This is a genomic window from Pedobacter psychrophilus (assembly GCF_001652725.1).
Classification (GTDB): Bacteria; Bacteroidota; Bacteroidia; order Sphingobacteriales; family Sphingobacteriaceae; genus Pseudopedobacter; species Pseudopedobacter psychrophilus.
In genome coordinates, this window is sequence record NZ_LWHJ01000029.1 from 292,265 (window position 1) to 318,298 (window position 26,034).

Annotated in this window: 19 protein-coding genes; 7 read left to right on the forward strand and 12 right to left on the reverse strand. The window is 33.5% G+C overall.

Annotated features, from left to right (window positions below):
• Positions 1–804 precede the first annotated feature (804 nt).
• Positions 805–1,353 carry a TetR/AcrR family transcriptional regulator gene (locus tag A5893_RS13520; protein ID WP_082911440.1) on the forward strand — a complete coding sequence of 183 codons (549 nt, stop codon included), beginning with the start codon at positions 805–807 and terminating at the stop codon, positions 1,351–1,353.
• Positions 1,354–1,402: 49 nt separating this feature from the next.
• A complete protein-coding gene (locus tag A5893_RS13525; RefSeq protein WP_068823110.1) occupies positions 1,403–2,338 on the forward strand; it encodes an NAD(P)-dependent alcohol dehydrogenase in 936 nt (311 codons plus the stop codon).
• Positions 2,339–2,501: 163 nt separating this feature from the next.
• Here A5893_RS13525 and A5893_RS13530 read toward each other — a convergent pair whose 3' ends face one another.
• From A5893_RS13530 to A5893_RS13540, 3 genes are all read right to left on the reverse strand, one after another.
• Positions 2,502–3,977, reverse strand: coding sequence for a glycoside hydrolase family 30 protein (locus tag A5893_RS13530; RefSeq protein WP_068823111.1), 1,476 nt, complete (start codon positions 3,975–3,977; stop codon positions 2,502–2,504).
• A 68-nt stretch (positions 3,978–4,045) separates the two neighbouring features.
• On the reverse strand, positions 4,046–6,226 hold the full coding sequence (locus A5893_RS13535) for a GH92 family glycosyl hydrolase (RefSeq protein WP_068823112.1): 2,181 nt from the start codon (positions 6,224–6,226) through the stop codon (positions 4,046–4,048).
• Positions 6,227–6,245: 19 nt separating this feature from the next.
• On the reverse strand, positions 6,246–8,252 hold the full coding sequence (locus A5893_RS13540; protein WP_082911441.1) for a glycoside hydrolase 5 family protein: 2,007 nt from the start codon (positions 8,250–8,252) through the stop codon (positions 6,246–6,248).
• A 459-nt stretch (positions 8,253–8,711) separates the two neighbouring features.
• On the opposite strand from A5893_RS13540, the gene A5893_RS13545 reads away from it, so the two are divergent.
• Both A5893_RS13545 and A5893_RS13550 read left to right on the forward strand, forming a co-directional pair.
• A complete protein-coding gene (locus tag A5893_RS13545; protein ID WP_068823113.1) occupies positions 8,712–9,236 on the forward strand; it encodes a gluconate 2-dehydrogenase subunit 3 family protein in 525 nt (174 codons plus the stop codon).
• 9 nt (positions 9,237–9,245) lie between these two features.
• Positions 9,246–10,934, forward strand: coding sequence for a GMC oxidoreductase (locus A5893_RS13550; protein WP_068823114.1), 1,689 nt, complete (start codon positions 9,246–9,248; stop codon positions 10,932–10,934).
• 41 nt (positions 10,935–10,975) lie between these two features.
• On the opposite strand, the gene A5893_RS18340 is transcribed toward A5893_RS13550, so the two are convergent.
• Positions 10,976–11,230: a glycoside hydrolase family 2 protein gene (locus tag A5893_RS18340; RefSeq protein ID WP_198342333.1), complete on the reverse strand. Its 255-nt coding sequence runs from the start codon at positions 11,228–11,230 to the stop codon at positions 10,976–10,978.
• A gap of 115 nt (positions 11,231–11,345) precedes the next feature.
• Between A5893_RS18340 and A5893_RS13560 the strand changes: the two genes are divergently transcribed.
• Positions 11,346–11,567, forward strand: a complete 222-nt coding sequence (locus A5893_RS13560; RefSeq protein ID WP_068823116.1) for a hypothetical protein — start codon at positions 11,346–11,348, stop codon at positions 11,565–11,567.
• A gap of 15 nt (positions 11,568–11,582) precedes the next feature.
• On the opposite strand, the gene A5893_RS13565 is transcribed toward A5893_RS13560, so the two are convergent.
• The 7 genes from A5893_RS13565 to A5893_RS13595 form a co-directional block, all read right to left on the reverse strand.
• Positions 11,583–11,843 (reverse strand): T9SS type A sorting domain-containing protein, encoded by a 261-nt coding sequence (locus tag A5893_RS13565; protein ID WP_068823117.1) that lies wholly within the window; start codon positions 11,841–11,843, stop codon positions 11,583–11,585.
• A gap of 37 nt (positions 11,844–11,880) precedes the next feature.
• A complete protein-coding gene (locus A5893_RS13570) occupies positions 11,881–14,922 on the reverse strand; it encodes a lipase family protein (RefSeq protein ID WP_068823118.1) in 3,042 nt (1,013 codons plus the stop codon).
• Positions 14,923–14,942: 20 nt separating this feature from the next.
• Positions 14,943–15,491: a hypothetical protein gene (locus tag A5893_RS13575; RefSeq protein ID WP_068823119.1), complete on the reverse strand. Its 549-nt coding sequence runs from the start codon at positions 15,489–15,491 to the stop codon at positions 14,943–14,945.
• Positions 15,492–15,511: 20 nt separating this feature from the next.
• A complete protein-coding gene (locus A5893_RS13580; RefSeq protein ID WP_068823120.1) occupies positions 15,512–16,078 on the reverse strand; it encodes a hypothetical protein in 567 nt (188 codons plus the stop codon).
• Positions 16,079–16,098: 20 nt separating this feature from the next.
• Positions 16,099–16,671, reverse strand: a complete 573-nt coding sequence (locus A5893_RS13585) for a hypothetical protein (protein WP_068823121.1) — start codon at positions 16,669–16,671, stop codon at positions 16,099–16,101.
• Between the two features lie 20 nt (positions 16,672–16,691).
• Entirely contained in the window at positions 16,692–17,240 is a 549-nt protein-coding gene (locus tag A5893_RS13590) for a hypothetical protein (protein ID WP_068823122.1), read from the reverse strand.
• Positions 17,241–17,761: 521 nt separating this feature from the next.
• Complete coding sequence (locus tag A5893_RS13595) at positions 17,762–20,332, reverse strand: beta-mannosidase (protein WP_068823123.1); 2,571 nt, start codon at positions 20,330–20,332, stop codon at positions 17,762–17,764.
• A 388-nt stretch (positions 20,333–20,720) separates the two neighbouring features.
• Between A5893_RS13595 and A5893_RS13600 the strand changes: the two genes are divergently transcribed.
• Together A5893_RS13600 and A5893_RS13605 are read left to right on the forward strand one after the other, a co-directional pair.
• The gene (locus A5893_RS13600; protein WP_068823124.1) at positions 20,721–23,417 is read left to right on the forward strand and encodes a glycoside hydrolase family 31 protein; all 2,697 of its coding nucleotides are present in this window, start codon (positions 20,721–20,723) and stop codon (positions 23,415–23,417) included.
• A 98-nt stretch (positions 23,418–23,515) separates the two neighbouring features.
• The gene (locus A5893_RS13605; protein ID WP_157687561.1) at positions 23,516–23,773 is read left to right on the forward strand and encodes a hypothetical protein; all 258 of its coding nucleotides are present in this window, start codon (positions 23,516–23,518) and stop codon (positions 23,771–23,773) included.
• A 351-nt stretch (positions 23,774–24,124) separates the two neighbouring features.
• On the opposite strand, the gene A5893_RS13610 is transcribed toward A5893_RS13605, so the two are convergent.
• The gene (locus tag A5893_RS13610; protein ID WP_082911443.1) at positions 24,125–25,795 is read right to left on the reverse strand and encodes a T9SS type A sorting domain-containing protein; all 1,671 of its coding nucleotides are present in this window, start codon (positions 25,793–25,795) and stop codon (positions 24,125–24,127) included.
• Between the last annotated feature and the right edge of the window lie 239 nt (positions 25,796–26,034).

The window sequence follows — 26,034 nt, forward strand, 5'->3', positions numbered from 1 at the left end:
TCAAGCGAATTCACTTCCGTATGGTGGGAAATAAATTGGCATAGATGGATTGAATGATTTTTTCAAAAAATTCTCTTTTTTTTGGAGAGAATTTAAAACGCTAAATACAGAGTATTATTCATCTGACAATAAAGTTTTTGCTATATCAAAAATTTATGGGACGATTTTTACAACAGACAAAACAATTGAGACAGAGATGATACAGATTTATATAATTAAGAATAATAGACTAATTTCTGCACAACCATTTTATTTTGACGCGAGTCTATTAACAGAGGAATAAAAACGGCATATAAAAATGGGTTTAGTAAAGTTAGTCTAGTGAATCAAAATTTGCTTCCAGGCGTAGGAATTCGTTTCAGCATCTTACCGAAGAAAAATCCTATAACATAACTTATTTAAACTCATCGAATACACTCACAGAAAGTAAGTGTTAATGCGAATATCCAAATCAGAAAAGTGTAGCACTAACTAAAGATCACTTAATCAAATAAGTATTCATAGCATGTGCACTAATAGCGGTATCAGTTATTGTACCGTCCATCCACATTTGAAAATCAATTGGCTTTTAGTTCTTATCTTTATTATCAGTATTTTGATTGTGCTTCGGTTCCAAGTGGACGAAATTCTAATTCCCAACCCACACAAAGCCCTTTTCATTAGATTCAACCATGTAGCTACAGTGCAAAGATTAGCAGTAACCGTATAAACACCCTAAAATTAGAAAAGCTGTTTGAAAACTTAAAAAGAAAAAATTTGCAAATAAAAATAACAGTGTTATATTTGTAGCTCATTAACCAAGTGATGATGAAACTTAGTAGAGACGAAATTATTGAGAAAACAATTGTGTATGCCAACCAATACGGTTGGGCTAAGACATCTGTTAGAGAGATTTCTAAAGAAATTGGTTACAGCACTATTAAAATCTACTCTGAGTTTGGCGACAAAGACCAGCTATTGCAGGAGATACAAAAAAAAGGTTTTAGGTTGCTACGAGATGAGTATGTGATGGCAACTTTGTCCAAAGAAAATCCAGAAGAACAATTGATTGAAATTTGTTTAGCTCATTATCGTTTCGCTTTGAAACACTCAAGATATTACGAATTAATGTTTTCTCAAAATAATAGTTTATGCAAAAGTATTTCGCCCGAAATACTAACTCAAGCAGCCGAACCAGTTAAGAGTGTGATTGGAAAAATTGCGTCAAGTAAAAATATTGTACATTTTCTACATTGGTTTAGCTTAGTTCACGGTTTTTACGAAGTAGCTCATAAAAATCTTTCAAAAAAAGAAAAAGAAGCAGAGAAGGTATTGGAGGACATTATCCATAATTTCATTAAAGGCATCAAATAGTTTTTTTTCTTTGAAAATATAACAGTGTAATAATTTAAAAAATGAAAAAATGAAAGCAGTAATCATAAACAAGTATGGCTCAGCAGATGAGCTTAAAGTGGTAGAAATGCCAATTCCCTCTATTAAAGCTGACGAAGTTTTAGTAAAAAACTATTATACTACAGTCAATCCTTGGGATTACAAGGTAAGAAATGGGAGTATGAAATTTTTTACAGGAAACAAATTTCCTAAAATACTAGGCACAGAAAGTTCAGGTATCATAGAAGAAATAGGTACAAATATTCACTCATTTAAAAAGGGCGACAGAGTTATAGCCATAACAGGTATGAAGATTGGTAGCTATTCAGAATACATTGCCATTTCTGAAACAGCTATTGCTAAACTTCCTGACAATGTAAGTTTTCAGCAAGGTGCAACCTTACCCGTAGTTGCGAGTACTGCCTATAATGCCTTACATCAATTAGGGAAGTTAAAAAAAGGAGACGAGGTTTTAATTAATGGTGCTTATGGAGGTGTCGGGATTGCAGCCGTTCAATTAGCTAAATTAGCAGGAGCAAAAGTTACAGCAGTATGTGGCACAAATAATATAGAGAATGTGAAAGCTTTGGGTGCAGATGTTATTATTGACTATACGAAGCAAGATATCTATATGCTTAACAAGCAATTCGACATTGTATTTGACACTGTAAGTACTTTAGATATAAGTAAAACAAAAATAATAATAAAAAAGGGTGGAATTATGATTAATACACTTCCAACGCCAAAAGCTATGATAGCACAATTACTATCTTACTTTGGTTCTAAAAAATTCAAAAGTTTTATGAATAAACCGTCTCCCGAAAACATTGAACTTTTAGCAAAACTAGTTGCTGAAAATAAATTGAAGGTTATATTTGACAAAGAATATAATCTTGATGAATTGCCTGAAGCACATAGATATAGTGAAACAGGAAAGGCAAAAGGAAAAATAATTATTAAGGTATAAACGTGAACAAGGGCAGCAGCTAACAAGGGGGTTAGCAAAGTATGGAAGACGGAATAATCCCGAAGCTTTGTAAAAAGCTATTTTCAGACCCGCTTTTGTTTGAATTGATCTAGATTAACATCGTAAACTTAAAATCATATTAAGTTTACGATGTTCAATAAAATCACTTAATCACATAAGTATTCATTGCATGCGCACTAATTGCAGTATCCGTAATTTTCCCGTCCATCCACATCTGGAAATCTATTTTCCCTTTGGTATTGTTCATTACTACAACCACAATTTCGCCATCAGGGTTTAAAAATGCGGTGGTTTGCAACTGACTTCTGGTAGGCGAGGCAACAATTCTTTTAGCTCCGGGCTTTATAAACTTAGAGAAATGGCCTATGTAATAATAAGCATTGGTATAAATCAGTTCTTTCGTTTTTAAATTTGCGTGTATTGGTGCAAAACAATAATTTGCAACATGGTTTGGACCGCCCTTTTCATCTAATAAAATGTTCCAATCTGTCCAAGCGGCGGTTCCGTTGTTAAAATCGTTAATCATAGCGTTACCGTATCTTTCTCCTAAAGACCAATTTTGTATGCTATCCAAATTAAATCTTTCTTGGCAGCCTTCGGTAAAAATTAACTCTTTATCTGGAAAAGCATCTTTGGTGTTTTTAACATTTTGGAAAAGCGGTTCGCTTTTTGTCCAAGTCTCGTACCAATGAAAACCAATTCCCCAAACGTATTTAGCAGCTTCTGGATCGTTTAAAATTACACTTGCTCTTTGGTAAACTAGGTCGCGGTTATGGTCCCAAGCAATTAATTTTTTATCTTTCATACCGCTTTTCCATAAAATAGGACCTAAAAAATTCTTAATAAAATCTCGTTCCTCTTCAGCAGTGTACACACAAGATTCCCATCTTTGCTTTGCCAATGGTTCGTTTTGTACGGTTAAACCCCAAATTGGCAAATTTCTTTTTTCATACTCGTTAATAAATTTCACATAATAATTCGCCCAAGATTGCATGAATTCCGGTTTCAATTTACCGCCTTGCAAAACGTTGTTATTGTCTTTCATCCAAGCTGGTGGCGACCAAGGGCTGAAATAAAGTTTCATTTTCCCTTCGGAAGTTGCAAGTGCTTGTTGAATCATCGGAATTTTAAATTCCTCATCGTGGGCAACACTAAAAGAATTTAGCAGTTTATCATTTTCATCCACATAAACATAACTAGCGGACGAAAAATCGCAACTATTCATGTTCGTTCTGGTGATGGTGTAGCCAATTCCTTTGCTTGAGCTATAATAAGCATCAATTAGTTCTTTTTGCTTTGCCAATGGGAGTTTTGCATAAACCTCTGCAGATGCATCAGTTATTGCTCCGCCAATACCTATAAATGTTTGAAAAGTTTGTTTTGGATTGATGATAATAGTAGGGACTAATTCAGAAGGTTGAGGATCGGGCCTAAAACTTAAATCTGCTGTTTTATTAAATGTTTTTGATTCGCCTTTAACGGTAGAATAAACCATGATTTTGGATGAAGCTGTTTTAGAATTTAACCCTAACTGACTTTTGCAGGAAACAATAATTATACTCAGCAATAAGGTAATTAAAAGAAAGCTAAGTAATTTATTTGCATTAATAATTTTCATAATTGAGCTTAAAAGAAGGATTTTTGATTTTTTTTAATCGATGATTTTATAGTAAATACGCTATTCAATTACAAAGGATTTGGACCCATATTAAACTCAATGGTTCCGCCATTAGCAATCATTTCATGATTGATGATATAACTCTTACATTTCTTTCCATTAATAATTACGCCTTGTATATAAATGTTTTTTGCTGATGCATTTGGAGCAGAAATATTTAAGGTAGCACCGTTACTTAAATGTAATTTCACCTCCTTAAACAAAGGCCCAGTTAAGTAATAAATATCCTGACCAGCATTTGGAAAAAATCCCATGGCAGAAAAAATATACCACGAGCTCATTGCTCCACTATCATCATTGCCGGGGTTACCTTTTAAATTAAAAGATTTTTCCATCAATTGTTTAACCCAATAACTAGCTAAATCTGGTCGGTTTGCATAAATAAATTCATGCACTGCTAAAAAAGCGGGTTCGTTACTGTAATCAATCAAGCGGTTTTTAAAACCATAATTCAATTTTTCTGCAAACTTTTTCTTACCACCGTTTAGCTTCACCAGTTTATCTATTTGATGTGGAGCAAAAAACGAATAATTCCAAGATGAGCCTTCGTAAAAGTAATTTTTCCAAGAACCAGGGTAAGCTTTTAAATCGACTTCCTTAAAATTGCCATCTAAATCTTTTGGCATGATAAAACCTTTAAAACCATCGCTTTCCGCATTTTTATTCCAAAGGTTTATCCATTGCTGGCTTCTTTTTAAATACTTTTGATAATCTTCTGTTTTTCCCATCTTTTGGGCTACTTGTGCTATACAAAAATCGTTATAAGCGTATTCTAAAGTGATGGAGACATTCATAATTCCAGATGGAATCCAGCCCAATTCTTTATACACTTTTTGGGTACTATCTTTTGTCCAGATATAACTTCCTAGCCTTTGCTCATCGGCATTATATTTTAAAATCTCATAAGCTTTTACCCAGTCTACCCCTTTTACCCCTTTTAAATAAGCCTCGGCAATTACATTATCCACATTATTTCCGCCTTGCTCATTGTTCATATCGTTGCCATTTACAAAAGCATCTCGTACAACGCCAAATTTTTTAAACCTAGCAATAAAAGAATTCACAGTACCGGCAACTACCTCTTGATTAATGAGATTGTGTAAAGGATAAACCGTTCGCCAGGTATCCCAAATGGCAAAATGATCGTCCAACATAGGTACACCGTTAGCAAAATTTTTAGTGTCGTTTGTGCGGTTTCTTGGCATTAACTGAGAATGATAAAGTGCCGTATAAAAAATGGTTTTATCTTTTTCCTCACCGCCATCTACCTCAATTTTTTTTAAGGCATTGTTCCAAATTTCTTTAGCAGTAGATTTTGTTTTTTGATAATCGAAAGCAGGGATTTCATCGGCTAACCATGCTTTGGCTTGAGCTACGCTTTGATAAGATAAAGACACCTTCATGGTAATAATTTCATCTTCCTTGGTCGAGAAATTTAGGTATGCTCCTACTCTATCATTTTTTTGTTTTAAAGATTGAAAATCCGATTGCTTTTGAATGTTGCCATTACTCCAAGTTCCTATAGCGTTTGGTTTTTTATCTACCTCGCAATAAAAATAAATGGTGTAGGCTCCACCACCAAAACCGCCAATATAAGTTCCATATCCCGATATTTTTTGATGAGAATCATCATCAAATTTAACTTCGCCAGCTAAAAAAGATCCTGTAATTCTGGTTTTAATATCTTGAGGAATATTGTGGGTAATATCTAGCAATAGGTTAGCTTCTTCCGACTTTGGGAATTGAAATTGATAAATTGCCGAATGGTAAGAGGGTGTTAATTTAACATCAATATCATATCTGTTTAAAGTAACTGCATACTCAAAAGGAGTAGCTTTTTCGTTAGATTTTTCTGAATCATGTTCCTCCTCTCCTACAGCTAAACCTATTTGTGGAGAAAAAAATATTTGTCCGTTTGTACCCCAGCCTGTACCACTTTGTTGTATTTGTCCAAAACCTCTAATTGGTCTATCAGGATGGTAGCCATCATCCTCGCCATCTTTAGTTTGTGGTCCCGGAGCTATAGAACCATGCGGAAGTTGCGGCCCAATAGCACAATTAGAAATTACATCTAATACACCTATTTTATTATCTACATAATCAACAGGTTGCTTAGGTAATTTTTGACCAAAAGCTTGTCCAATAATTAAAGTAAAAACTATTGGGCTAAGCCAAGCAATCTTCCTCATCTTAATTTTAGGTTTGATATTAACGTTTGCAAGTTAGTACCAAAGCATCGTTTCCGTTTATGCTAATTTTAGTTGCTTTTGGTGTTTCTCCGTATAAACTTCCAGAAATTTTCCATCCGTCTTTTAATTTCAGTTCAGTCTCCGTGTTTTTCGGGTTATAATTAATTAGAATTACAACTGCTTCGCTTTCGCTGATGTAATGCTCTGTAATTCCCACTGAAGTATTTTCTTGCTGAATAATTCTATCCTTTATTATTGGCGCAGCTATCTTTTTATAAATTTTGTTGTATGGATAAGCACCATCATCAAAAGAACCTGCTTTGCTAATGGCATTCATTTCTAAAGGCAAGGTTAAAAAGTAAATTTTTCCTTTTCCGTAGTTAGATTCTATAAAAGCCGGATTTCCGTCTGGTTCTTTTCCTAAAATCAAATTGTTTTTAGAAATGATTTCGTATTTCCTTACGGCAGGCATCGCAAAATTCATTTGCTCCGTCATCAACTTAGTATTGGTAAACTGTAAATCGCCACTTCTTAGCGTATTGGTACTAATTTCTATACCTAATGGTTCTGTAAGGGTAGGTAAATAAGCATCGTCCATAGATAAATATAGGGCAGCACCATTTTTTACTTTTTCTAGTAATTTATACCAAAAACCTTTAAAAACAGGGTCAATTCCTTTTAAAGATGGTAGCATGTATAATTTAGCATCTTTTAATTCTTCGTTTGCTTTCTGAAACTCGAAATCGAAGCCAGCTTGTTTAGCTAAAATGAAACTTGAATAAGCTACAGGCCATTGATCTTGTCCTTCTGTAAGGATGCAAACAGCTTCTGCTTTACGGGTAGGTAAAGTTTTAAAGGGAAGTTTATCTATAAAAGAACTAAATTTTTTAAATTCTGCAAGCACAGGTTTTGGTGTACGGTCTTCTTTAATTAAACCTAATTCGCCTTCTACAGATGAATAATTATAAGGAGAGAAAGAAAAACTTAACTGATCATAAGCGCACCACCACAATGTACCTTGGCATTCGTTTGCCCAATTAGAGAATAAAGCTGTTCTGGCAAAAGCTGCTTTTGTTGTCTCGCTTCCGGTCATTGGACCCATTACTCCGGTTTCTTCTAACAAGGCAGGTTTTCCTGATAAATCACTGTAAAGACGAGTTTCTGCAGCGCCATGTAATATGGTTCTCATGGTGTTTATCCCAGCTTGGCTGGCATAAGGAGTCCATAAAGAATAAGGATGGGTAGTTAACAAATCGGTTAATTCGCCTTGGTCTTTAATTCTCCACGCATCCCATTCACCTGCTTTTAAACTGTGCATACCTGAAATTACAGGGCGAGTTTGATCTGCACTTCTGATGGCTCCTGAAATTACAGAAGACCACGCGTAAGCTTGATAAGAGTTATCTAACTTTTGCATCACATTACACTCGTTACCAAAATCCCAAGCAACAATAGATTCTTGGTCTTTAAATCGCTCAATAAAAGTGGTCACAAACTTTCGTTGCCACATTAAAGATTCTGGATCGGTTAAAATATCTTTTCCCTCTAACGCTGGCGGAACATAAAGCTGACCGCTCATCCATCCGGTAATTAAACCTACTACCAATTTCAATTTATATTTTGATGCTAAAACAGTCATTTCTTTAAAATGACCCAATTGCTTTTCACTCATTCCATTTCTGCCAACACCTGTGGTGGGTAAAGGCATATCATCACCTAAGCTTATAAATTTCAGTTTACCTTCATCGGCATAAACTCTATGAATGGGCTGAAAATCTGGCCAAAGAGGAAATACTCTCAATACTTTAATCCCGTTTTCAGAAAGCTGTTTAAAATCTGCTTCCACAACATCGGCTTTCCAATCTCGCCACATGTGCGTACCCGCATGAGATGCCCAATAGTTACAACCTATAGAAAATGTACCGGGTGTAGTTAGGATGTTTTTTTGAGCAAAAGCACTAAAGCTTGCGGATAAAAACAAAAAAGTTAAGGAAAAAATAAACTGAGGAATTTTCTTAATATTCATACTGGTTGCTTAAGTTTTAATAAATAGATAACATTTATAAACTGCTTTAGGAGTATCGGAATTGTTAAAAAAGGGAAATTTAATTTTGGTTGAAATTTAAAGGAGTTGTAATGATAAAAAAACTGAATTTAGTTTTAGTTAAAACATATTATGAATTTGATAATTCAATTGATAAAATAATGATGAATAAATTCTAAAAATAAATGCGTTGCGTAGATAAATTTATAACTCAACTTAAAAAAGTAATTGTATGATATGGAAAGATAAGTTGTAAAGTAAACTGTGCATGAAAAATGTAACTAGTAAAGGTTTAAAACTTTACTAATACTGAATCGATGTCCTTTGTATAATATTGCACATTTATAGATTAAATAAATTTCAAACTATAATACACCTACCTATAAATCTTCATTTTTTCTACTCTTATAAGGCTGAATGTTTGTATTATAATATATGACTATGACGCGTAGAGATTACCTTCAAAAACTATTATTGTTAGCGGGCAGCGGTTTACTCATTCCAAGCTGTATAAATGCTGATGGATTAATTTCAAGCAGATTAATTCATATCAAAATTAGTAGTTATCAAGAAAGTATATTTTCAGAATATCTGGAGAATTTACTGCCTTCTAATCAAACTTACGGCGCTAAAGAACTTCATTTATCTGCTTTTACACTAAAAATGTTTGATGATTGCTATTCGGAAGACAATCAAGAGAAGCTTGAGGAAGGCTTTTATGAATTAGAGAAGTTTTTTAAAAGCAATATTATTGATTATTCAAAACTAAATACCATTGAGAAAACTGCATTTTATCAACGCTTATGTAAAAAGCATAATCACCCTCAAAACTTACAATTTCTTTTGAAAGAAAGTCACAAATGGGCAGTTATTGGATACCAAAATTCTGAATACGTGATGACAAAATTTGTTACATATGAATTAGTTCCAGGCAATTACTATGGTTGCGTAAAATTAAAGGCTTAAGATTTATTGATGGAAGAAATATTTGATGCAATTGTGATTGGTTCTGGAATTACAGGGGGCTGGGCAGCAAAAGAGTTGACAGAAAAAGGTTTAAAAACCATAATGATAGAGTATGGTAGAAATGTAGAACATATTAAAGACTACCCAACAACCAATATGTATCCATGGGAATTTTCTCATAGAGGGAGCGTACCCTATAACATCGCTAAAGAATATCAATCAGTAAATACACATTATATTTTTGGAGAAAGCACTTTACACTTTTTAAAAAAGGATTCGGAACAGGAGTATATACAAGAAAAACCATTTGCTTGGATAAGAGGTAAACAAATTGGAGGGCGCTCTTTATTATGGGCTAGGCAAACCCAAAGATGGAGTGATTTTGATTTTGAAGGCCCTTTAAAAGATGGTTTTGCCGTAGATTGGCCCATAAGGTATAAAGATATTGCACCTTGGTACAGTTATGTAGAAAAATTTGTAGGTATCTCTGGCAATAAAGATGGCTTAGAAACATTACCTGATGGCGAATTTTTGCCCCCTTTTGAACTCACCTGTTTAGATCAGCATTTTCAGGATTATTTGAAGAAGGAGTATACGGATAGACACTTAATTTCCTCTAGAGTTGCCAATCTTTCTACTCCAAATCCAATTCATTTAGAACAAGGGCGAGGACAATGTCAACGAAGAAATTTATGTGAACGAGGTTGCCCCTTTGGAGGTTATTTTTCTAGCAATTCATCAACTATTCCGTGGGCGCAAAAAACGGGTAACCTCTCCATTATGCCAAATACAGTAGTTCAATCCATTATTTATGACGATGATCAAAAAAAGGCAATTGGTGTAAAAGTGATTGATGTTTTTACTAAAGATGTAAGAACAATTTCGGCAAAAATAATTTTCTTAAATGCCTCAGCCATGAACAGCAATCTAATCCTGTTAAACTCTAAATCAGATAGATTTCCCAAGGGTTTAGCAAATGATAATGGCTTATTGGGAAAATACATTGCATTTCATAATTATAGAGGAAAAGTAACCGCAGAATTTGATGAGCTAAAAGACACAAATATTGAAGGTAGAAGACCTAATGCGGCTTTTATTCCAAGATTTGTTAATGTTTATAAACAAGAAAAAGACTTTATAAGAGGCTATAATACCCTGATAAATTCTTCTAGAATGAATTTAATTGAGGAAGGGTTATTTGGTGATGACTTAAAAGAGAAGTTGTTGAATCCAAAATTAGGTAATTGGGTAATTACTGCCAATATGATGGGCGAAACTATCCCTAAAGAAACAAGCACAATTACATTAGATCCGGTTAAAAAAGATAAATACGGAATACCTCAAGCTCGTTTCTCTGTTGATTTTGATGAAAATGACGAGAAAATGCTTAAGGATTTTTTTAAAGAATTTAGTGACATGTTTACCAAAGCTGGATATTCCAATATTAAAACCATTGATACCAAAAGAGTTCCTGGTCATGAAAATCATGAAATGGGTGGTGTTAGAATGGGGAGAGATCCAAACACATCTTTACTTAATGAATGGAACCAGTTACATCTATGCAAAAATGTTTATGTAACGGATGGAGCTTGTATGACATCTACTGCATCTCAAAACCCATCTTTAACTTATATGGCTTTAACCGCTAGAGCGGCGAACCATGCTATAAATGATTTTAAAAGCAAAAATGTTTTTTAGTAAACTGCTTAATTATAACTACAAGATTTAATTAAACTAAACTAGAATCTTTTTTTATAATTTTTTTTTTTATAAGAATCAAAAACCAAATAACTCATCACATCAACTGCAATAACCTGTTGCCCATTTTTTACAGTAAGTTTCACCGTTTTACTCACCGGGATAAGGTCAAAATAATTATCAGAAAAGAATCCATCACTATGCTTTAAAGAAAGGATCACCGATTTTACAGGTACATGAGTTTTTAAACTTACAATGTACTTATCGCCCTCTTTTATAATTGAGGAAGTAATTATAGCCTTTAAATTATTCTTATATAAGCCTAATAACGCTCTTTCTTAATTTTTGGAACACTTACACCATTTGGGATAAAGAGGGAATTTTACTATAACTTTTAAAAAAGGCTTAAATATGATTAATCAAGTCAAAATAAGCCTCATTATAATCTTAAAGTTCAAAAAATTAGATTATGATGAAACTGAGATTCAGATTTTTAGTCGACAATTGATATGCTATGAGCCAAAAAAAGCCCTCTACATCAACCATTTTAGATTGGATAGAGGGGGCACTGTAATTAGAATTGAGGAGAGTTTAAACTTTCCTCATTTTTTAGGTAATGGAAAATTGCAGTAGAGCAATCAATTAATGTTAATGCTTAATAACAATTTGCTTTTTCTCTACTTTTTCTCCTTCTTTAATATGCAGATAATAAATACCTTCTGGTAGCTCTTTTGTGGATATTTCTATCTGTTTGTCAGCTGTGTTTTTTAATTGGTAAACTATTTTGGCTTTATCACTATAAAGTGTAACATCTATATAAGTGTTTTTAGATAGTTTAAGCTCTTTCTCGGCTTTATTAGTAGTTATTGTAAGTGTTTGATCTACCGGGTTTGGGTAAAATCGATACATCGAACAATTTTCTTGATAGCTCTCATACAAAACCTCATTAGGATATGTGTATCCAGCAAGTGGTATATGCTCTGACGGTCATACTGTGTACGCCACAATCGTAATTATAATTTATGGTTTGCAGATTAGGTGTTGTAGTTGTAAGAATTAAATTATCTAAATTATCGCCATTATACCATTCGTAAAATTGTGCACCTGGAACATCATCAGCTTGTAAAACCATGGTTCCACCCTCTAATACCGGTATACCATACTGTCCAATTGGATTCAAAATCTGGACATTTTGTATAAAAGCTGGGCTACTAATTACACTCATAGAGGATGTAGTAGTACCACCACATGGAGTAGTAATAGTAGCTGTTATTGTGCCATATCCATTTTGTATGGTAGATATTAATTCAGCAAAGCTTCCTGCTGTACTAGATAAATCCAAACTTACATCTCCCGTAGCACTCCATACAACGGTGGAGTTTGCTGGTAAATCATTAATACTATAGCTAGCATCGTTACAAAAAATAGAAGGCCCTGAAATTTCATACCTAACAGGTGGCTCAATAGTTTTAGTTAATACAACGGGTGTGTTAATACATGGTGTAGTTATGGATGCTGTTAGAACACCCGAAGAACCAGAACCATTATAAGTTAAGATAACTGAATTAGTATTTGAAGAACCAGAAATACTTAATGAGCCAGTTGCAAACCATGTAATTGATGCATTTGAAGGCAATGAAAATATACTGTAAGTGCCATTTAAACAGAATTGATTAGGACCTTGAAGTAAAGAATTATTTAAAGGAACTGAAATACAATTATTAGAACAATTTAAAGTGTTGTTTGAGACATTTTCCATTTCATTAAAAAGCCATTCTGCATTTCTGGCTGTAAAACGAATATGAGTATTATTAGATATTGATGCATTAGTATTATTTTCTTGAGCTATAAATCCATTACTACTTGATGGGTAATTTCCATTAATACTATTAACATATCGACTAGTAAGTGAACCTGTATTAAAAGGGCTGACATCTAATGCACTTGAAACGGGCACAAATGTGTAATTAATATTTACACCATTATTATAAGCATAAGCTCCAAAATATCCTCCTAAGTATGGTCCCAAATTAAATCCTACGTTCAAGTTTAAATTAAAACTTGGTAACCCAGTAATTGCATCCAAACCATCAAAATCTAATATTGGATAATTTGAGCCTGGAACACCATCAATTGCTAAATGGTTTCCTGGTGCGTAGGCAGTTTGATTGTATAATTGTTTTATGATATTTATAAAACCAAATAATTTGAGGTTATTAACAGTATATAGCCGAGCGATTTTAGCGGTTGAACCTGTATTTGGCAACGCGTAAGCCTCGACTTCTGCAGCTAATTTATAGGAGACTATAGGCACCTTAAAAAATAAAATCCTACCATATAATCCCGCGGAAACCCCAGCACCCAAATTAATAAATGTAGAGCCGGGGCTAAATAAAGAGTTGCCACATTCGTTCCCCAAACTTGTTGCAATAAACCTATAGGAAGGCTGTGGGTCTGATGGCGAAAATGTAATCATACTTCGGTACGCACCATCTAAAAAAGTGTTATTTGCAAAAGTTGTTTCTGTAACGGCTCTGTATATAAGTAATTGTCGAGTTGCAGGAGCATCCAAAAGTGTTAGCGCTTCATCATAATCAGCATAAATATCTCTAACGTTTAAGTCAAACAATTCAAAATTTCCCATCATCCTGATGAGATATTGTAAGCCTAGTGGAACATTTGCACCGTGGTGCGGGCTATCATGGGTGATTAATAAACGGGTCTGTGTATTTTCATTATTCTTTGTCATTTTTGCTAAGGCATACCTACCAATAAGACCGCCCATGCTTAAACCCATTATTACGTTTTGCTGCATAATGTTCCCAAACCTATTGTCCAAAACTTTATTCGCATTTACCCTATTTATAGCTTCTTCTACCACTAAAGCGTTAGCCATTAAATCATCAGCACCATCATTAAAATTAATGAAAACTAAATCATACCCTGCAACATCATCTAGCTGATTATTGAAATCGTAAGGTTGTGATTCCCTAATTAGTGCACCAATAAAATCATTAATGTTATAGTCTTCAACAATTGTCGGTGCAATGGCACTTACATCATAACCTTCCACAATTATCAGTGGTTTACGTAAGGTATTGGTGTTATTATTTGCACTATAGGCTACCGTGATAACCGCACCACTGTGTACATTATTAACAGCATTAATTACTCCCCATGTAGGCACCGTTGTATTATTAACAGCAAACCTTTGAGCAACCGCTGCGGCTTTTAGTACCCTATAATCGCTATAACATTGTAATATTGAATTATCACTTAATGTGAGTTTAATCGTCCATCTTCTTAATCCGGTATCGGCATAACTTACCGATATTGGTACATCAAAAGTTAAGCTTTGCAATCCCTGCCCATCGTCAAAATTAATTTGTGCGGCAGTAATAGTTTTACCAGTATTATTATAAACTAGGTTAGATTTTAAAATAAAATCTTCAGTACCGTTTTTGGTAAAAGGATAAATAGGGCATGCTGCAAAAAGATTGCTGGTTTGGTATGGGTTTTGGCTACGCCCATTTACATCTGATACTTGTTTAGTGCTATTGTTATAGCTGAGCAGGTTACTACTAAAAGCATTGGTTTTTACATTATCATATTGCCCAATTAATAATGGAATAGGTATAGGTAAACCTTCGGCTTTATTTTGTTTAATGGTGGCATTTACGTTAGTGATTATGGGTAGTGGATTAGTGCCGTTTTGGCAATAGGCGGTTTGTAATTGATAGTAAAGGGTACGCCACAAATTCAAATCTACCCGGTTACTATCTGTTAAGATACCGTTAAAGGTAGCCATAGGCAAAATAGGGCAACCATATTCTTCTAAAAACCCAGAGGGTACCTGGCTTTTATCTAAGGGTTGCATAATATAGTGCAATAGTTTTTTTACCGTACTCGTATCTGGTGTTTGTGCTTTTACATTAAAACAGCACAGGATTAAGCATCCCAAAACTAAAGTGGTCAATGTTCTTTTCATGGTTTCAAGTATTTAAATGGTTAGTATTTCATATCAAATCTTCCTTGTGTTATATTTACTGGTTCACATCCTTGCTTGGTAAATTTTACCTCGAAAATCCCAGAAAATATTTTTTTGATTTTATCAATCTTAGTTATCTCACAATAACCGTTTACCATAATAACATCGTTACTTATATAATCGCAACTTTCACTTTGATAAACGACAGTAAGATTTTTTCTACCAAAAATTACTTTTTGTGCCGTCTGAATTGAATCACATGCAATTGCAAAGCCTTGTCTATTATTTGAATTATCTCCAAATAGTCTATAAGCAGAAATATTAAATACACCACCTCTAAAATTTTCATCATAGTAGATACTTAAATTCGCTGTACCATTGAATCCTTTCGGTGTCCAAGCTTCTCCATTTAGCAAGAAGCCCAAAGTATTTTTACCTTCTTGTGTGGCGGCGGGTAAACCTGGGGTATCAGTTTTATCTTTTTTGCATTTCATACCCGTTGTAAGCGCAAAGCAGAAGGCTAAAAGCCAAAGGCATAAATTTTGTGTTTTAAATTGTTTTCTTTTCATGGTTTTAAGTATTTAAATGGTTAGTATTTCATATCAAATCTTCCTTGGGTTATTTTAACATCAGAACAGCCATTCAATGATAAATTAGCATCAAATGTTCCTGAAATTATTCGTTGGACTTTGTCTAGTTTTGTGATGGTTAAACTTCCACTACGTTTAATGGAACTATTAAAATAATCTAAGGTGCAGTCATCATTAGAAAAATATACCCCAAACAGGCTTTCATTTGTTAAAAGGTATGTAACTGGAATGCTTTGGTTGTTTAAACTATCTTTAATACCCAAACCAAAATATATCACATCAGGTTTGTAGGAAGTGCTATTATAAGCCGAAATATTAAAAACACCTTTTTTATATGTCAAATCCACATCAATACTCAAATTAGCACTGCTGCCTAATAACCCTTTTGGTGTCCAAGCTTCGCCATTTAGCAAGAAACCTAATGTGTTTTTGCCTTCTTGTGTTGCTGTTGGTAAACCGGGTGTGTCTGTTTTGTCTTTTTTGCATTGCATGCCAGTTGTAAGCAAAAAGCATAGGGCTAACAGACAGAGGCAAAAGCTTTGTGTTTTAAATTTTTTCCTTTTCATGGTTTTAATTATTTAAATGGTTAGTATTTCATATCAAATCTTCCTTGGGTTATTTTAATGGTATCACCACAATCTTCGTTATATATAGTCACTTCGAAGCTTCCAGAGACTATTCGTTGTGTTTTATCTAATTTTGAGATTAACAAATAGCCTTTTTGATATATCGTGGTGTCAACATGGAGATAATCGCAGAAATTCTTGTCTGAGAAATTTAGAGAACCTAATGATTTGTTTTTAACTTCAAATCTGTAGGGTATATTCTTAGTGCTCAAACTATCAACAATACCTAAAGCAAATGAAGTATCATCATCTGAATTCAAGTATCTAAATGCTGAAACACTAAGAACTCCGTTTTTAAATGTTGGGTCGTAGCTAATACTTAAATTGGCCTTGCTGCCTTTTAACCCTTTTGGTGTCCACGCTTCCCCATTAAGCAAAAAACCTAAAGTGTTTTTGCCTTCTTGTGTTGCAGCTGGTAAACCGGGGGTATCAGTATTTTCTTTCTTACATTGCATACCAGTGATAAGCAAAAAGCTTAAGGCTAAAAGCCAAAGGCTTAAGTTTTGTAGTTTTTTAAATTTTTGTTTTTTCATGATGATTTAGTTTTTATTGGTTAATATTTCATATCAAATCTTCCTTGTGTTATATTGATTGGTTCGCATCCTTGCTTGGTAAATTTGAATTCAAAAACACCTGAGAAAACTTTATTAATTTTGTCTATTTTGGTTATTTCACAATAACCTTCAAGTGAGGAGTTATTATTGTTTCCAAAATCACAATTTTCATTTCTGTACACCACTGTGAAATTTTTCTTTCCAAATGTTATTTTTTGTGGCGTTTGTACAGAATCAGATGCAATGGTAATTCTTTCTCTTAAATCTGAATTATCTCCAAATAGTCTATACGCAGAAATATTAAATACTCCGCCTCTAAATCCTTCATCATAATAGATACTTAAATTTGCAGTACCATTAAAGCCTTTTGGTGTCCAAGCTTCTCCATTAAGCAAAAAACCTAAAGTGTTTTTGCCTTCTTGTGTTACTGCAGGTAGACCTATTGTATCAGATTTATCTTTTTTACATTGCATACCTGTGGTAAGCAGAAAACTAAAGGCTAAAAACCAAAAGCATACAGTTTTTGGGTTAAATTGTTGTTTTTGCATGATATTTTTTTTCTTAAGTAGTACGATGTTTTGTCAAATTAAGATACAAGTTGTTATTTATTAGTTGGGTAGGCTGGTGTTAAGGCTTGATAAATTATATTTAGATGTAATAGTTTTGAGTAGCAGAAAGAATATAGAGCGGTTTTTTTTCATGTTTTAAGGTTTAGTTATCTATATAACAACTAATTAAGGCAATAGGAATATAAGAATATTTCTTTTTGTAAAAAATTATTTCTTAGGCCTTGGTAATAAGACGTAATCTTAAGCATTTTTTAAGTTTTGATACTTAGCTTATTTCTTAAATTAAATTTTCCGCTCATTTTTATACACATAAACTATTACAAAGGGGTATAAGTAGCCATTTCCCTTTTTTATGCTTCATTAATCTTGAGGTAAACAAATTTAGTTAAGCGTATAAATTTTAAACTTATTTTGCGGGGTGCATTTTCAATGAGGTTACGTTTTTTTTGGCATTCAACAAAGAAGAATAAACATCTATCAATAACCATTTATATTTTTAATCATTCAACGGTATAAGAATCAAAAAGCGAATAGCTCAATACATCATTTGCTTTAACCTGTTGCCCATTTTTTAAAGTAAGTTCCACTCGTTTTATCTCGCCGGGAATTAAATCAAAATAGTTATCAGAAAAGAAACCATCCCCATCTTTTAAGGAAAGGAACACAGATTTTGCCAGTACATTTGTTTTTAAATCTACAAAGTATTGATTACCTGTTTTTATAATGGAAGAAGTAATTTCTGGTTTAGCAAGCCCCAATTCTTTTTCTGCCTCAAAAAAGTATTCTTTTCTTGCTAAACGCGTTTTACCTTTATTAACATCAATTAACCAAAAAACATTTTTAGGAGATTTACCAGCTAATAAAACAGAAGAATCTGCCTCAAAATAAATATGACTACTATTTGGCTTAATCGTTAGGTTTTTATTGATTTCAGATAGGATATTACCTTGCAAATCCATCAGTTTAAGGCTTAACGTTGCCGCTTGTTCTTTTAAATCATCTGAAACGATATAAACTTTAAGTTTACCTTGCTCGGGCATTACAGAGATTAATTCTTTTTGATACGCTTTTTTAACTGTATAATGTAACGCTTTCCATCTGCCATAATAATCAGTACTAGACCATGATGCTGCTGGCCAGCAATCATTCAATTGCCAATATAAAGTCCCCATACAATAAGGTATATTACGGCGATGTGCTTCTATTGCTGTATTTATCCCTTTTGCTTGCAATACCTGACTTAAATAAGCAAAGCTGTTTAAATCGGTATATTTTTTAAAATACAGATCCATATAGTTAGCTATGTTTTTGTTCCCAAAATCTTCCCTTGTTTCATTATTTTTTGCTTTTTGATGAAAAAACAAAACATCTGAACCTAGTTTCCTATCCTCTGGCAAGGTAAATTCTTTAATAGATTTATACTCTGGAAAAGACTGAAAGCCATACTCACTCATAAAACGGGCAATATTTTTATTGTAGCTTTCAAAAGGTTCGTTTCCATTCCATACGCCGTAGTAATGCGCATCGCCTTCATTGCCTTTTATACCATTAAACCCAGTACTAGGAGATGAAGGATGGTAATAGCGACTGGTATCTAAAGAGGAAATAACCGATGGTATTTCTACATCAAATAGCTGATGCATCCCCTTTTCATATTCTTTTTGAACACTTTCTGAATACTTTTTCTTCCAGCCCCATTGGTACCATGCAATTTCGTTTTCATTATTACCACACCAAAGCGCAATGGATGGATGGTTTCTAAGTCGGGTTACGTTATCCTTCACCTCTTGTTTTACATTCTCTATATATGCTGCATCATCTGGAAACATTCCACAGGCAAACATCATATCTTGCCAAACCATAATCCCTTTTTTATCACATAAATTATAAAAAATATCATTTTCATAAATACCTCCGCCCCAAACTCTTAACATATTCATATTAGCATCTTTAGCTGTATTAATTACTTCTTCATAGCGTTGCGGAGTAACTCGGTTTAAAAAATTATCAATAGGGATATAATTAGAACCTTTGGCAAATACTTTTACCCCATTTAGTAAAATGTACATACTTGTGCCATCTTTATCATTTTCTCTAATCACTTTTATAGTACGTAAACCTGTAGAAATTGCTCTGCTATCTAGTTTCTCTCCATTCTGCTGCAATTCATAAGTAAGGTTATATAAATTTGGTTCGCCTAAGCCATTACTCCACCATAGTTTAGGGTTTTTAATTTCGTAAGGAACGCTAATCTGGTTTACGCCTTCTGTTAAATTTACTGATGTTTTTGAAAGTAATTTTGAACCATTTTTCACAAGCAATATTACTTTTTGCTTGGTATCACTTTCAATATTAAACACAGCGTTAAGCATTGCTTTATCGGTTTTTATTTGATTTTGAACTACCTGTATGTTGTTTATTTTGGCCTTATCCCTGCCTACAATAGTTATTGGTCGCCAAATCCCGCTTGTAATTAATCGTGGACCCCAATCCCATCCATACTCGTAACCGGCTTTTCTGGCGTAAATACTTAGCCACATATCGCCTTGGTCATTATTAGGGAATGCACTTGCTTTATAAGCAGCATTTAAATATTTTGGAACATCAATTTTGAAAACTGATTTAAAATGAATTCTGAGGTTATTTGCTCCATTTTTTAAAAGCGATTTACAGTTTACACGCCACTCCCTGTGCATGTTATTGGTTTGGAGAATGAGTTGATTGTTCAAATAAACATCGGCATAAGTGTCTAATCCTTTAAATACCAATTCTTGGTTTTCTTTAGCTAACAGTTCAGCATTTGGGGTAAAAGAAGTTTTATATTCCCAGTCTTTTTCGCCTATCCATTGTAAATCTCTTTCATTAGAGCGATAAAAGGGATCTTCTATTTTTTTGTTAGAAAGCAAATCAGTGTGTACGCAGCCTGGTACGCTTGCTGGCAACCATTGGTTTAAACCATATTGACTAAAAGTCCAGTTTGTGGTTAAGTCAAATTTGGTGGTTTGGGCTAAACTAAATTTAAAAAATATAATAAAAGTGATGGTAATAATAGTTCTAATAAATGTATTCATATTGATATTTATCGAAATTAAAATTTAAAACAAAAGCAATAAAAAAAGGCCGCTTTTAAAAAATCTTGATGTATTTTCATAGGGTTTACTTCTAAAGTAAACACTGTCTACTCTTAAAAACAATTACTACTTTGAATAAGATTAGTTACAATTAAGATTAAATGTTATTTCTAAATTCTTGAAATTTCTAAATCTTAAATTTTATTGAATACTACCCCAAAATGTTTAACTCAATGCTCAAATCAAAAAACGCATCCCCTCTAGAGTTAATAACTTAAATAGATTTTATTCACATGAATTCTCGAAATTTGATACTCTTTAATCCACTCTCATTTGTTTTCTATAAGAGGATAAATTTAAAGCGTATTATTAACCCTATTATTAAATAATGAGAAAACAAACATTTAAAAATCTATTACTTTTTTTACCGCTGCTACTAAATATTTTAGTTCTAAATGCTCAAAACAATCCTGTTGCTAATCCCTCGTCTATCATAAAATCTGGAAATGCTAGGTTTACGGTTTTAACATCGGGTTTAATAAGAATGGAGTGGGATAGTTTAGGCGTTTTTGAAGACAATGCAACGCAAGTTGTTATTAATAGAAATTTGGCTAAGCCCGATTTTAAATTAAAAGAAAACAAAACTAGTATTGTTATTGAAACTAATAAATTAAAGCTCACTTACAAAAAAAGTGAAGAGCGCTTTAACGCAAAAAATTTGGAGATTAAATCTTTAAAAGGTGTTGATAAGGAATTTACTTGGAACTTATCTTTTGCTAACACAGGCAATTTAAAAGGAACAGCCAAAACTTTAGACGATTATAATGGTGGAGTTAAAGATGATGGTAGCAAAAACTTAGAACTTGGCGATGGTTTAATATCTACCGATGGCTGGTATCTGTTAAACGACATTAAAAGTTATTTATTAGATAATGCTGAGTTACCATGGGTAAAAGACCGTAAAATTGAGCATTCGCAAGATTTCTATTTCTTGTGTTACGGCTCTGATTATAAAACTGCCATTTATGACTATACACTAATTGCTGGTAAAGTTCCTTTGCCGCCAAGGTTTGCATTTGGCTATTGGTGGAGCAGGTATTATGCCTATTCTGATCAGGATTTAAGAAAAATGGTTACTGATTTTGAAAGCAATAAAATTCCTTTAGATGTTTTGGTAATTGATATGGATTGGCACCCTACCAAAGGCGCTTATGATAAAGTTGCCAAACGGGATTTATCAGGCTCTAGAAGAGGATGGACAGGTTACACTTGGGATAAAAGATTATTTCCAAATCCAGAACAGTTTTTGAATTGGACTGCAGAAAAAAATTTAAAAGTAACCTTGAATCTTCACCCAGCATCGGGCATACCCATTGCAGAAGAGAAATATGATGTTTTTGCAAAAGCAATGGATTTTGATACTACGGGAGTAACTGCTCGTAAAGCAGAAGTCAATAACGAGTTTGCAAAATGGTCTGTTTTTGATGATAAAATAAGCTATAAAGATATCATATATAATGGTGCCGATAAGAAGTTTATGAATAACCTATTCAATATTGTTTTGCATCCTTTAGAGCAACAAGGGATAGACTTTTGGTGGTTAGATTGGCAACAATATCAATACGATAAAAATTTTAAGCGTTTAGATAATACTTGGTGGTTAAACCATGTGTTTTTTCTTAAAATGCAACAAAAGAAAGAAGCCAGACCTTTAATTTATCATCGCTGGGGCGGATTTGGAAATCACCGTTATCAGATAGGATTTTCTGGAGATGCTGTTATATCTTGGAAAAGCTTAGCATTTGAGCCTTATTTTACTTCAACAGCTTCTAACGTACTTTACGGATATTGGAGTCATGATATTGGTGGGCATTTGGCCAGTAAAGACAGCTTGGTTGATAAATCTTTATCTACAAACCCCGAGCTTTATACCAGGTGGTTACAGTATGGAGTTTTTAGTCCAATTTTAAGAACTCACTCTACCACATCAGTAAGGATGAGTAGATTACCATGGGATTTTGAAACCAAATATGCCGAAGTAATTAGCCAATATATTAATTTAAGATACGAGCTATCGCCATACATATACACTATGGCCCGTAAAACTTACGATACCGGAATATCTATTAGCCGTCCGTTATATTACGATTATCCAAACCAGAAAGAAGCCTATACTAACACTTCCGAATATTTATTTGGAGATAATTTATTAGTAACTCCGGTTACAAGCCCTTTGTTTAAAGGTGTTTCGCCAGTAAAAGTATGGTTGCCTAAAGGCGATTGGATAGAATGGTTTAGCGGTGAAGTTTTCAGCGGCGAACAAGAAATTCAAAGAAATTTTTCGCTGGAAGAATATCCAGTTTATGTAAAAGCAGGAAGCGTAATTCCTGCCTACCCTAAAATTTCAAATTTAAAAAGTAATTGTGATACGTTAATTTTAAAGGTTTTTGGTAGAGGCGAAACGCAAAGTTCTTTTTATGAGGATGCCGGTGACAATGAAAATTATAAAACAGGTGCATTTGCTGTAAGAGAGTTTAAAACTTTTGCTAATAACGATGGGAGTCAATCACTACAAATATCTCCTGCAAAAGGAAGTTTTGATGGAATGTCGGTATCAAAAACTTTTTTTATAGATTTTAAAGGTTTGGGACTTCCAAAATCGATTAAAGTAAATGGCGCAGTTTTAAACAGAGCGACAAAAGCAAATACCAATGATAAAAGCTGGGATTATTTAGTTGATGAGTCTGCTGTACGTTTAGTTTTACCAAATGTTAAATCTACAGAAGGCTTAGAGGTTGAAGTGATTTATGATATGAATCCTGCTGAGTTAAACGGATTACAAGGAAAAATAAAAAAGGCCGAAAAAGTTTTAAATCTTGTTAGAAACATGACTTCTATAGATTTAATTCCACAAAAATTATTTGATTTGGGCGAGTTAGCTTTAAATATCAGGTATCAACCAGAGCAATATAATACATTGGTTCAAGATTTTTTAGCTTCCTATAAAAACTTAAATTTAATTATAGACGATTTAGATACATCATCTTATAATAAATCTTTATTGAAGGCCATAATTGCAAACTAAGATTTATTAATCTTTGTAAGAGATCGTTTTATCGTTAAATATTTTTAAAACCCTCATAACTTTTAAGCATTGTTTTGAGGGTTTTTTATTGCATAATATTGTCGTTGATAATAGAGTGGAACGAAGCAGCATTAAACGCTTTAGATAGCTATAAAGTTAGGTCTACGCCTTATACTATTGACTCTTTTGTAGAGAAGCTCCTCAGATGGTATAACTTGCGAAGTAAAGCTTGTCCCAATTTCTTGGAAAAGAATTTTCCACAAATCATGTCTTTGCGAGTTACAGCTTGTCCCGATTTTTCGGGAAAGCAATCTGTGATTGGGCTTTATGATAAATTGATGACTAGATTTTTCTAGAAAGCAATCTTTAAATAGTTAACACAAACAGATTGCCACAGCGAAAGCCTCGCAAAGACATCCGAACAAACAGATTACCAGGGCGTGAAAAACGCCTCGCAAAGACATCCGTAAGAACGGATTACCACGGCGAAAAGCCTTGCAATGACCCAAAAATCATGTCTTTGCGAGTTACAGCTTGTCCCGATTTTTCTAGAAAGCAATCTTTAAATATTTAACACAAACAGATTGCCACAGCGAAAGCCTCGCAAAGACATTAAAAAAAACCACAAAAATAAAGGGTGATGAGAAACCTCACCACCCTAAATTACTCTTAAAGAAAGAGTTTTAATTAACCAATTTAACCAATTATTATTTTACGAACTTAAGTTTTTGCTTATTTCCATTATTATCAAACTCTAAAATATATTGACCAGATATTAAAGAGGTTGCGTCTATACTAGATTGTGTACTATTTCTAGTTAATTCTTTTTTCATCACCAATTTACTTTCCATGCTGTAAATAGAAATTGAGGCTCCTTGTTCTGCTTCCGCATGATTAAGGTTTAACGTATTTTGTACAGGGTTAGGGTAAATACTTATTTGTTTTTGACTTAAAGAAGCAAATTTCACCACTTTAACATCACTATATTTAAAAGTACCATCATTATCTACCATTTTAAGTCTGTAGTAGTTGTTACCTTTTAAAGGGCTAAAGTCAGTAAAATTATAAGTGGTAACAGTTTTTAAATTTTTTGTTGCTACAGTATTAATAGATGTAAAGTCTAAATCATTATCTCCTTTTCTTTCTACAACAAATCCTTTAAAGTTTACTTCATTTTCTGTAACCCATTGTAGTACAGCAGTTTCATTAGAAGATTTAACTTCAAATGATGTTAAGTCTAAAGGTAAAGTAGTAGTTAAAACCGCAGCTGTACCTACCGCTCTTAAAACACCACCTGTGTTTTCTACAATCCATAAAATAGTCCCTGCAGGATTGAAGGCGATTCCTTGACAATTGTTCATAATTGTAGTGGTACTTGCTGTTGTAATACTCGCAGGACCACCTTCTCCTCCGGTAGCAACGGTAGTTGTACCTGAAATGAAATTATCAAAACCTGCATAATTTTCTACATTACCAAATACACCAGTTACACCAGTAGTTAAAATCCTTCTCACTCTATGAAAGTTGCCTACTGAAACATATAAATTACCTGTTGGATCAAAAGCCAATCCCCCAACTCCCACTTGCCCAAGCCTTGCAGCAGTTGCAAGTCCACCATCACCAGTATTCAAATCATTAGCTCCATTACCTATTATTCTTGAAACTGTACCTCCATTTTTTGTAGATTTTAGAATTTCATACATTAATGAACCCGACCAATAAACATCACCATTTGCATCTAAGGCAACCGATGTTGGCGATCTAAAAGTTGTAGTTATTGCATTTGCTCCTAGAAAACTAGCATTAGTACCTTGTATTCCTGCAAATGTACTTATTAAAGGAGTTGTAACGCTAAAATCAATTTTACGAATGATATTATTACCAACCTCTGCTATATAAAGCAACTTTGCTGCTTTATCGTAAGCCATTCCCCAAGGTCCGTTAAGTGTTGCTGCGGTAGCAGCACCATTGTCTCCAGTATATCCACCTGCAGCTGCATTACCGGCAACTACAGTTCCAGTTAATGGAAGCGTAGCTGTAGTAGTATAAGTGTACCTGGTTATTCTATTGGCAGGGCTGCCTCCGCCGTTACTTTCTGAGATGAAAAAATTCCCATTTTCATCAAACGCAATACCTCTAGCGCCTAATAACCCTGTAACAATTGTAGAAACTGTTTTTGTTGTTATATCATACCTTCTTACTCTTGCCCCAAATCTTTCTACTACGTAAACATTGCCTAAAGCATCTGTAGCGACATTTTCACCCCTGTTCAATCCTCCAAGCACTGTTTCTGTTCTAATAATATTTTGAGCTTTCAATTCAATTGTACTGCACATTACCGTACAAAACAACACCATAATTAGTAATTTTCTTTTCATTTTAATTTGTTTTTAAAGTTTATGAGTAAATAATTTATTTGGTTTAAAATTTTTGTTCTTATTGGTATACAACTAAAAATTGTTGATTTTTAGCAGACCTATATATGTTAAAACAAACAAATAGTAAACATGGAGTAGATAGAAATGAAAATTTTTAATTGACCTTTTAAGATTTTTAATTTTGTTAATTAGGTTAATCCAACATTATGTTTTTCATGATTTAAAACTTTAAACCCTTT

Bases quoted from the DNA above. Each gene is read 5' to 3' on its own strand.
- A5893_RS13520 (WP_082911440.1), top strand. From the start codon at position 805: ATGATGAAACTTAGTAGAGACGAAATTATTGAGAAAACAATTGTGTAT.
- A5893_RS13525 (WP_068823110.1), top strand. From the start codon at position 1,403: ATGAAAGCAGTAATCATAAACAAGTATGGCTCAGCAGATGAGCTTAAA.
- A5893_RS13530 (WP_068823111.1), bottom strand. From the start codon at position 3,977: ATGAAAATTATTAATGCAAATAAATTACTTAGCTTTCTTTTAATTACC.
- A5893_RS13535 (WP_068823112.1), bottom strand. From the start codon at position 6,226: ATGAGGAAGATTGCTTGGCTTAGCCCAATAGTTTTTACTTTAATTATT.
- A5893_RS13540 (WP_082911441.1), bottom strand. From the start codon at position 8,252: ATGAATATTAAGAAAATTCCTCAGTTTATTTTTTCCTTAACTTTTTTG.
- A5893_RS13545 (WP_068823113.1), top strand. From the start codon at position 8,712: ATGACGCGTAGAGATTACCTTCAAAAACTATTATTGTTAGCGGGCAGC.
- A5893_RS13550 (WP_068823114.1), top strand. From the start codon at position 9,246: ATGGAAGAAATATTTGATGCAATTGTGATTGGTTCTGGAATTACAGGG.
- A5893_RS13560 (WP_068823116.1), top strand. From the start codon at position 11,346: ATGATTAATCAAGTCAAAATAAGCCTCATTATAATCTTAAAGTTCAAA.
- A5893_RS13565 (WP_068823117.1), bottom strand. From the start codon at position 11,843: ATGTATCGATTTTACCCAAACCCGGTAGATCAAACACTTACAATAACT.
- A5893_RS13570 (WP_068823118.1), bottom strand. From the start codon at position 14,922: ATGAAAAGAACATTGACCACTTTAGTTTTGGGATGCTTAATCCTGTGC.
- A5893_RS13575 (WP_068823119.1), bottom strand. From the start codon at position 15,491: ATGAAAAGAAAACAATTTAAAACACAAAATTTATGCCTTTGGCTTTTA.
- A5893_RS13580 (WP_068823120.1), bottom strand. From the start codon at position 16,078: ATGAAAAGGAAAAAATTTAAAACACAAAGCTTTTGCCTCTGTCTGTTA.
- A5893_RS13585 (WP_068823121.1), bottom strand. From the start codon at position 16,671: ATGAAAAAACAAAAATTTAAAAAACTACAAAACTTAAGCCTTTGGCTT.
- A5893_RS13590 (WP_068823122.1), bottom strand. From the start codon at position 17,240: ATGCAAAAACAACAATTTAACCCAAAAACTGTATGCTTTTGGTTTTTA.
- A5893_RS13595 (WP_068823123.1), bottom strand. From the start codon at position 20,332: ATGAATACATTTATTAGAACTATTATTACCATCACTTTTATTATATTT.
- A5893_RS13600 (WP_068823124.1), top strand. From the start codon at position 20,721: ATGAGAAAACAAACATTTAAAAATCTATTACTTTTTTTACCGCTGCTA.
- A5893_RS13610 (WP_082911443.1), bottom strand. From the start codon at position 25,795: ATGAAAAGAAAATTACTAATTATGGTGTTGTTTTGTACGGTAATGTGC.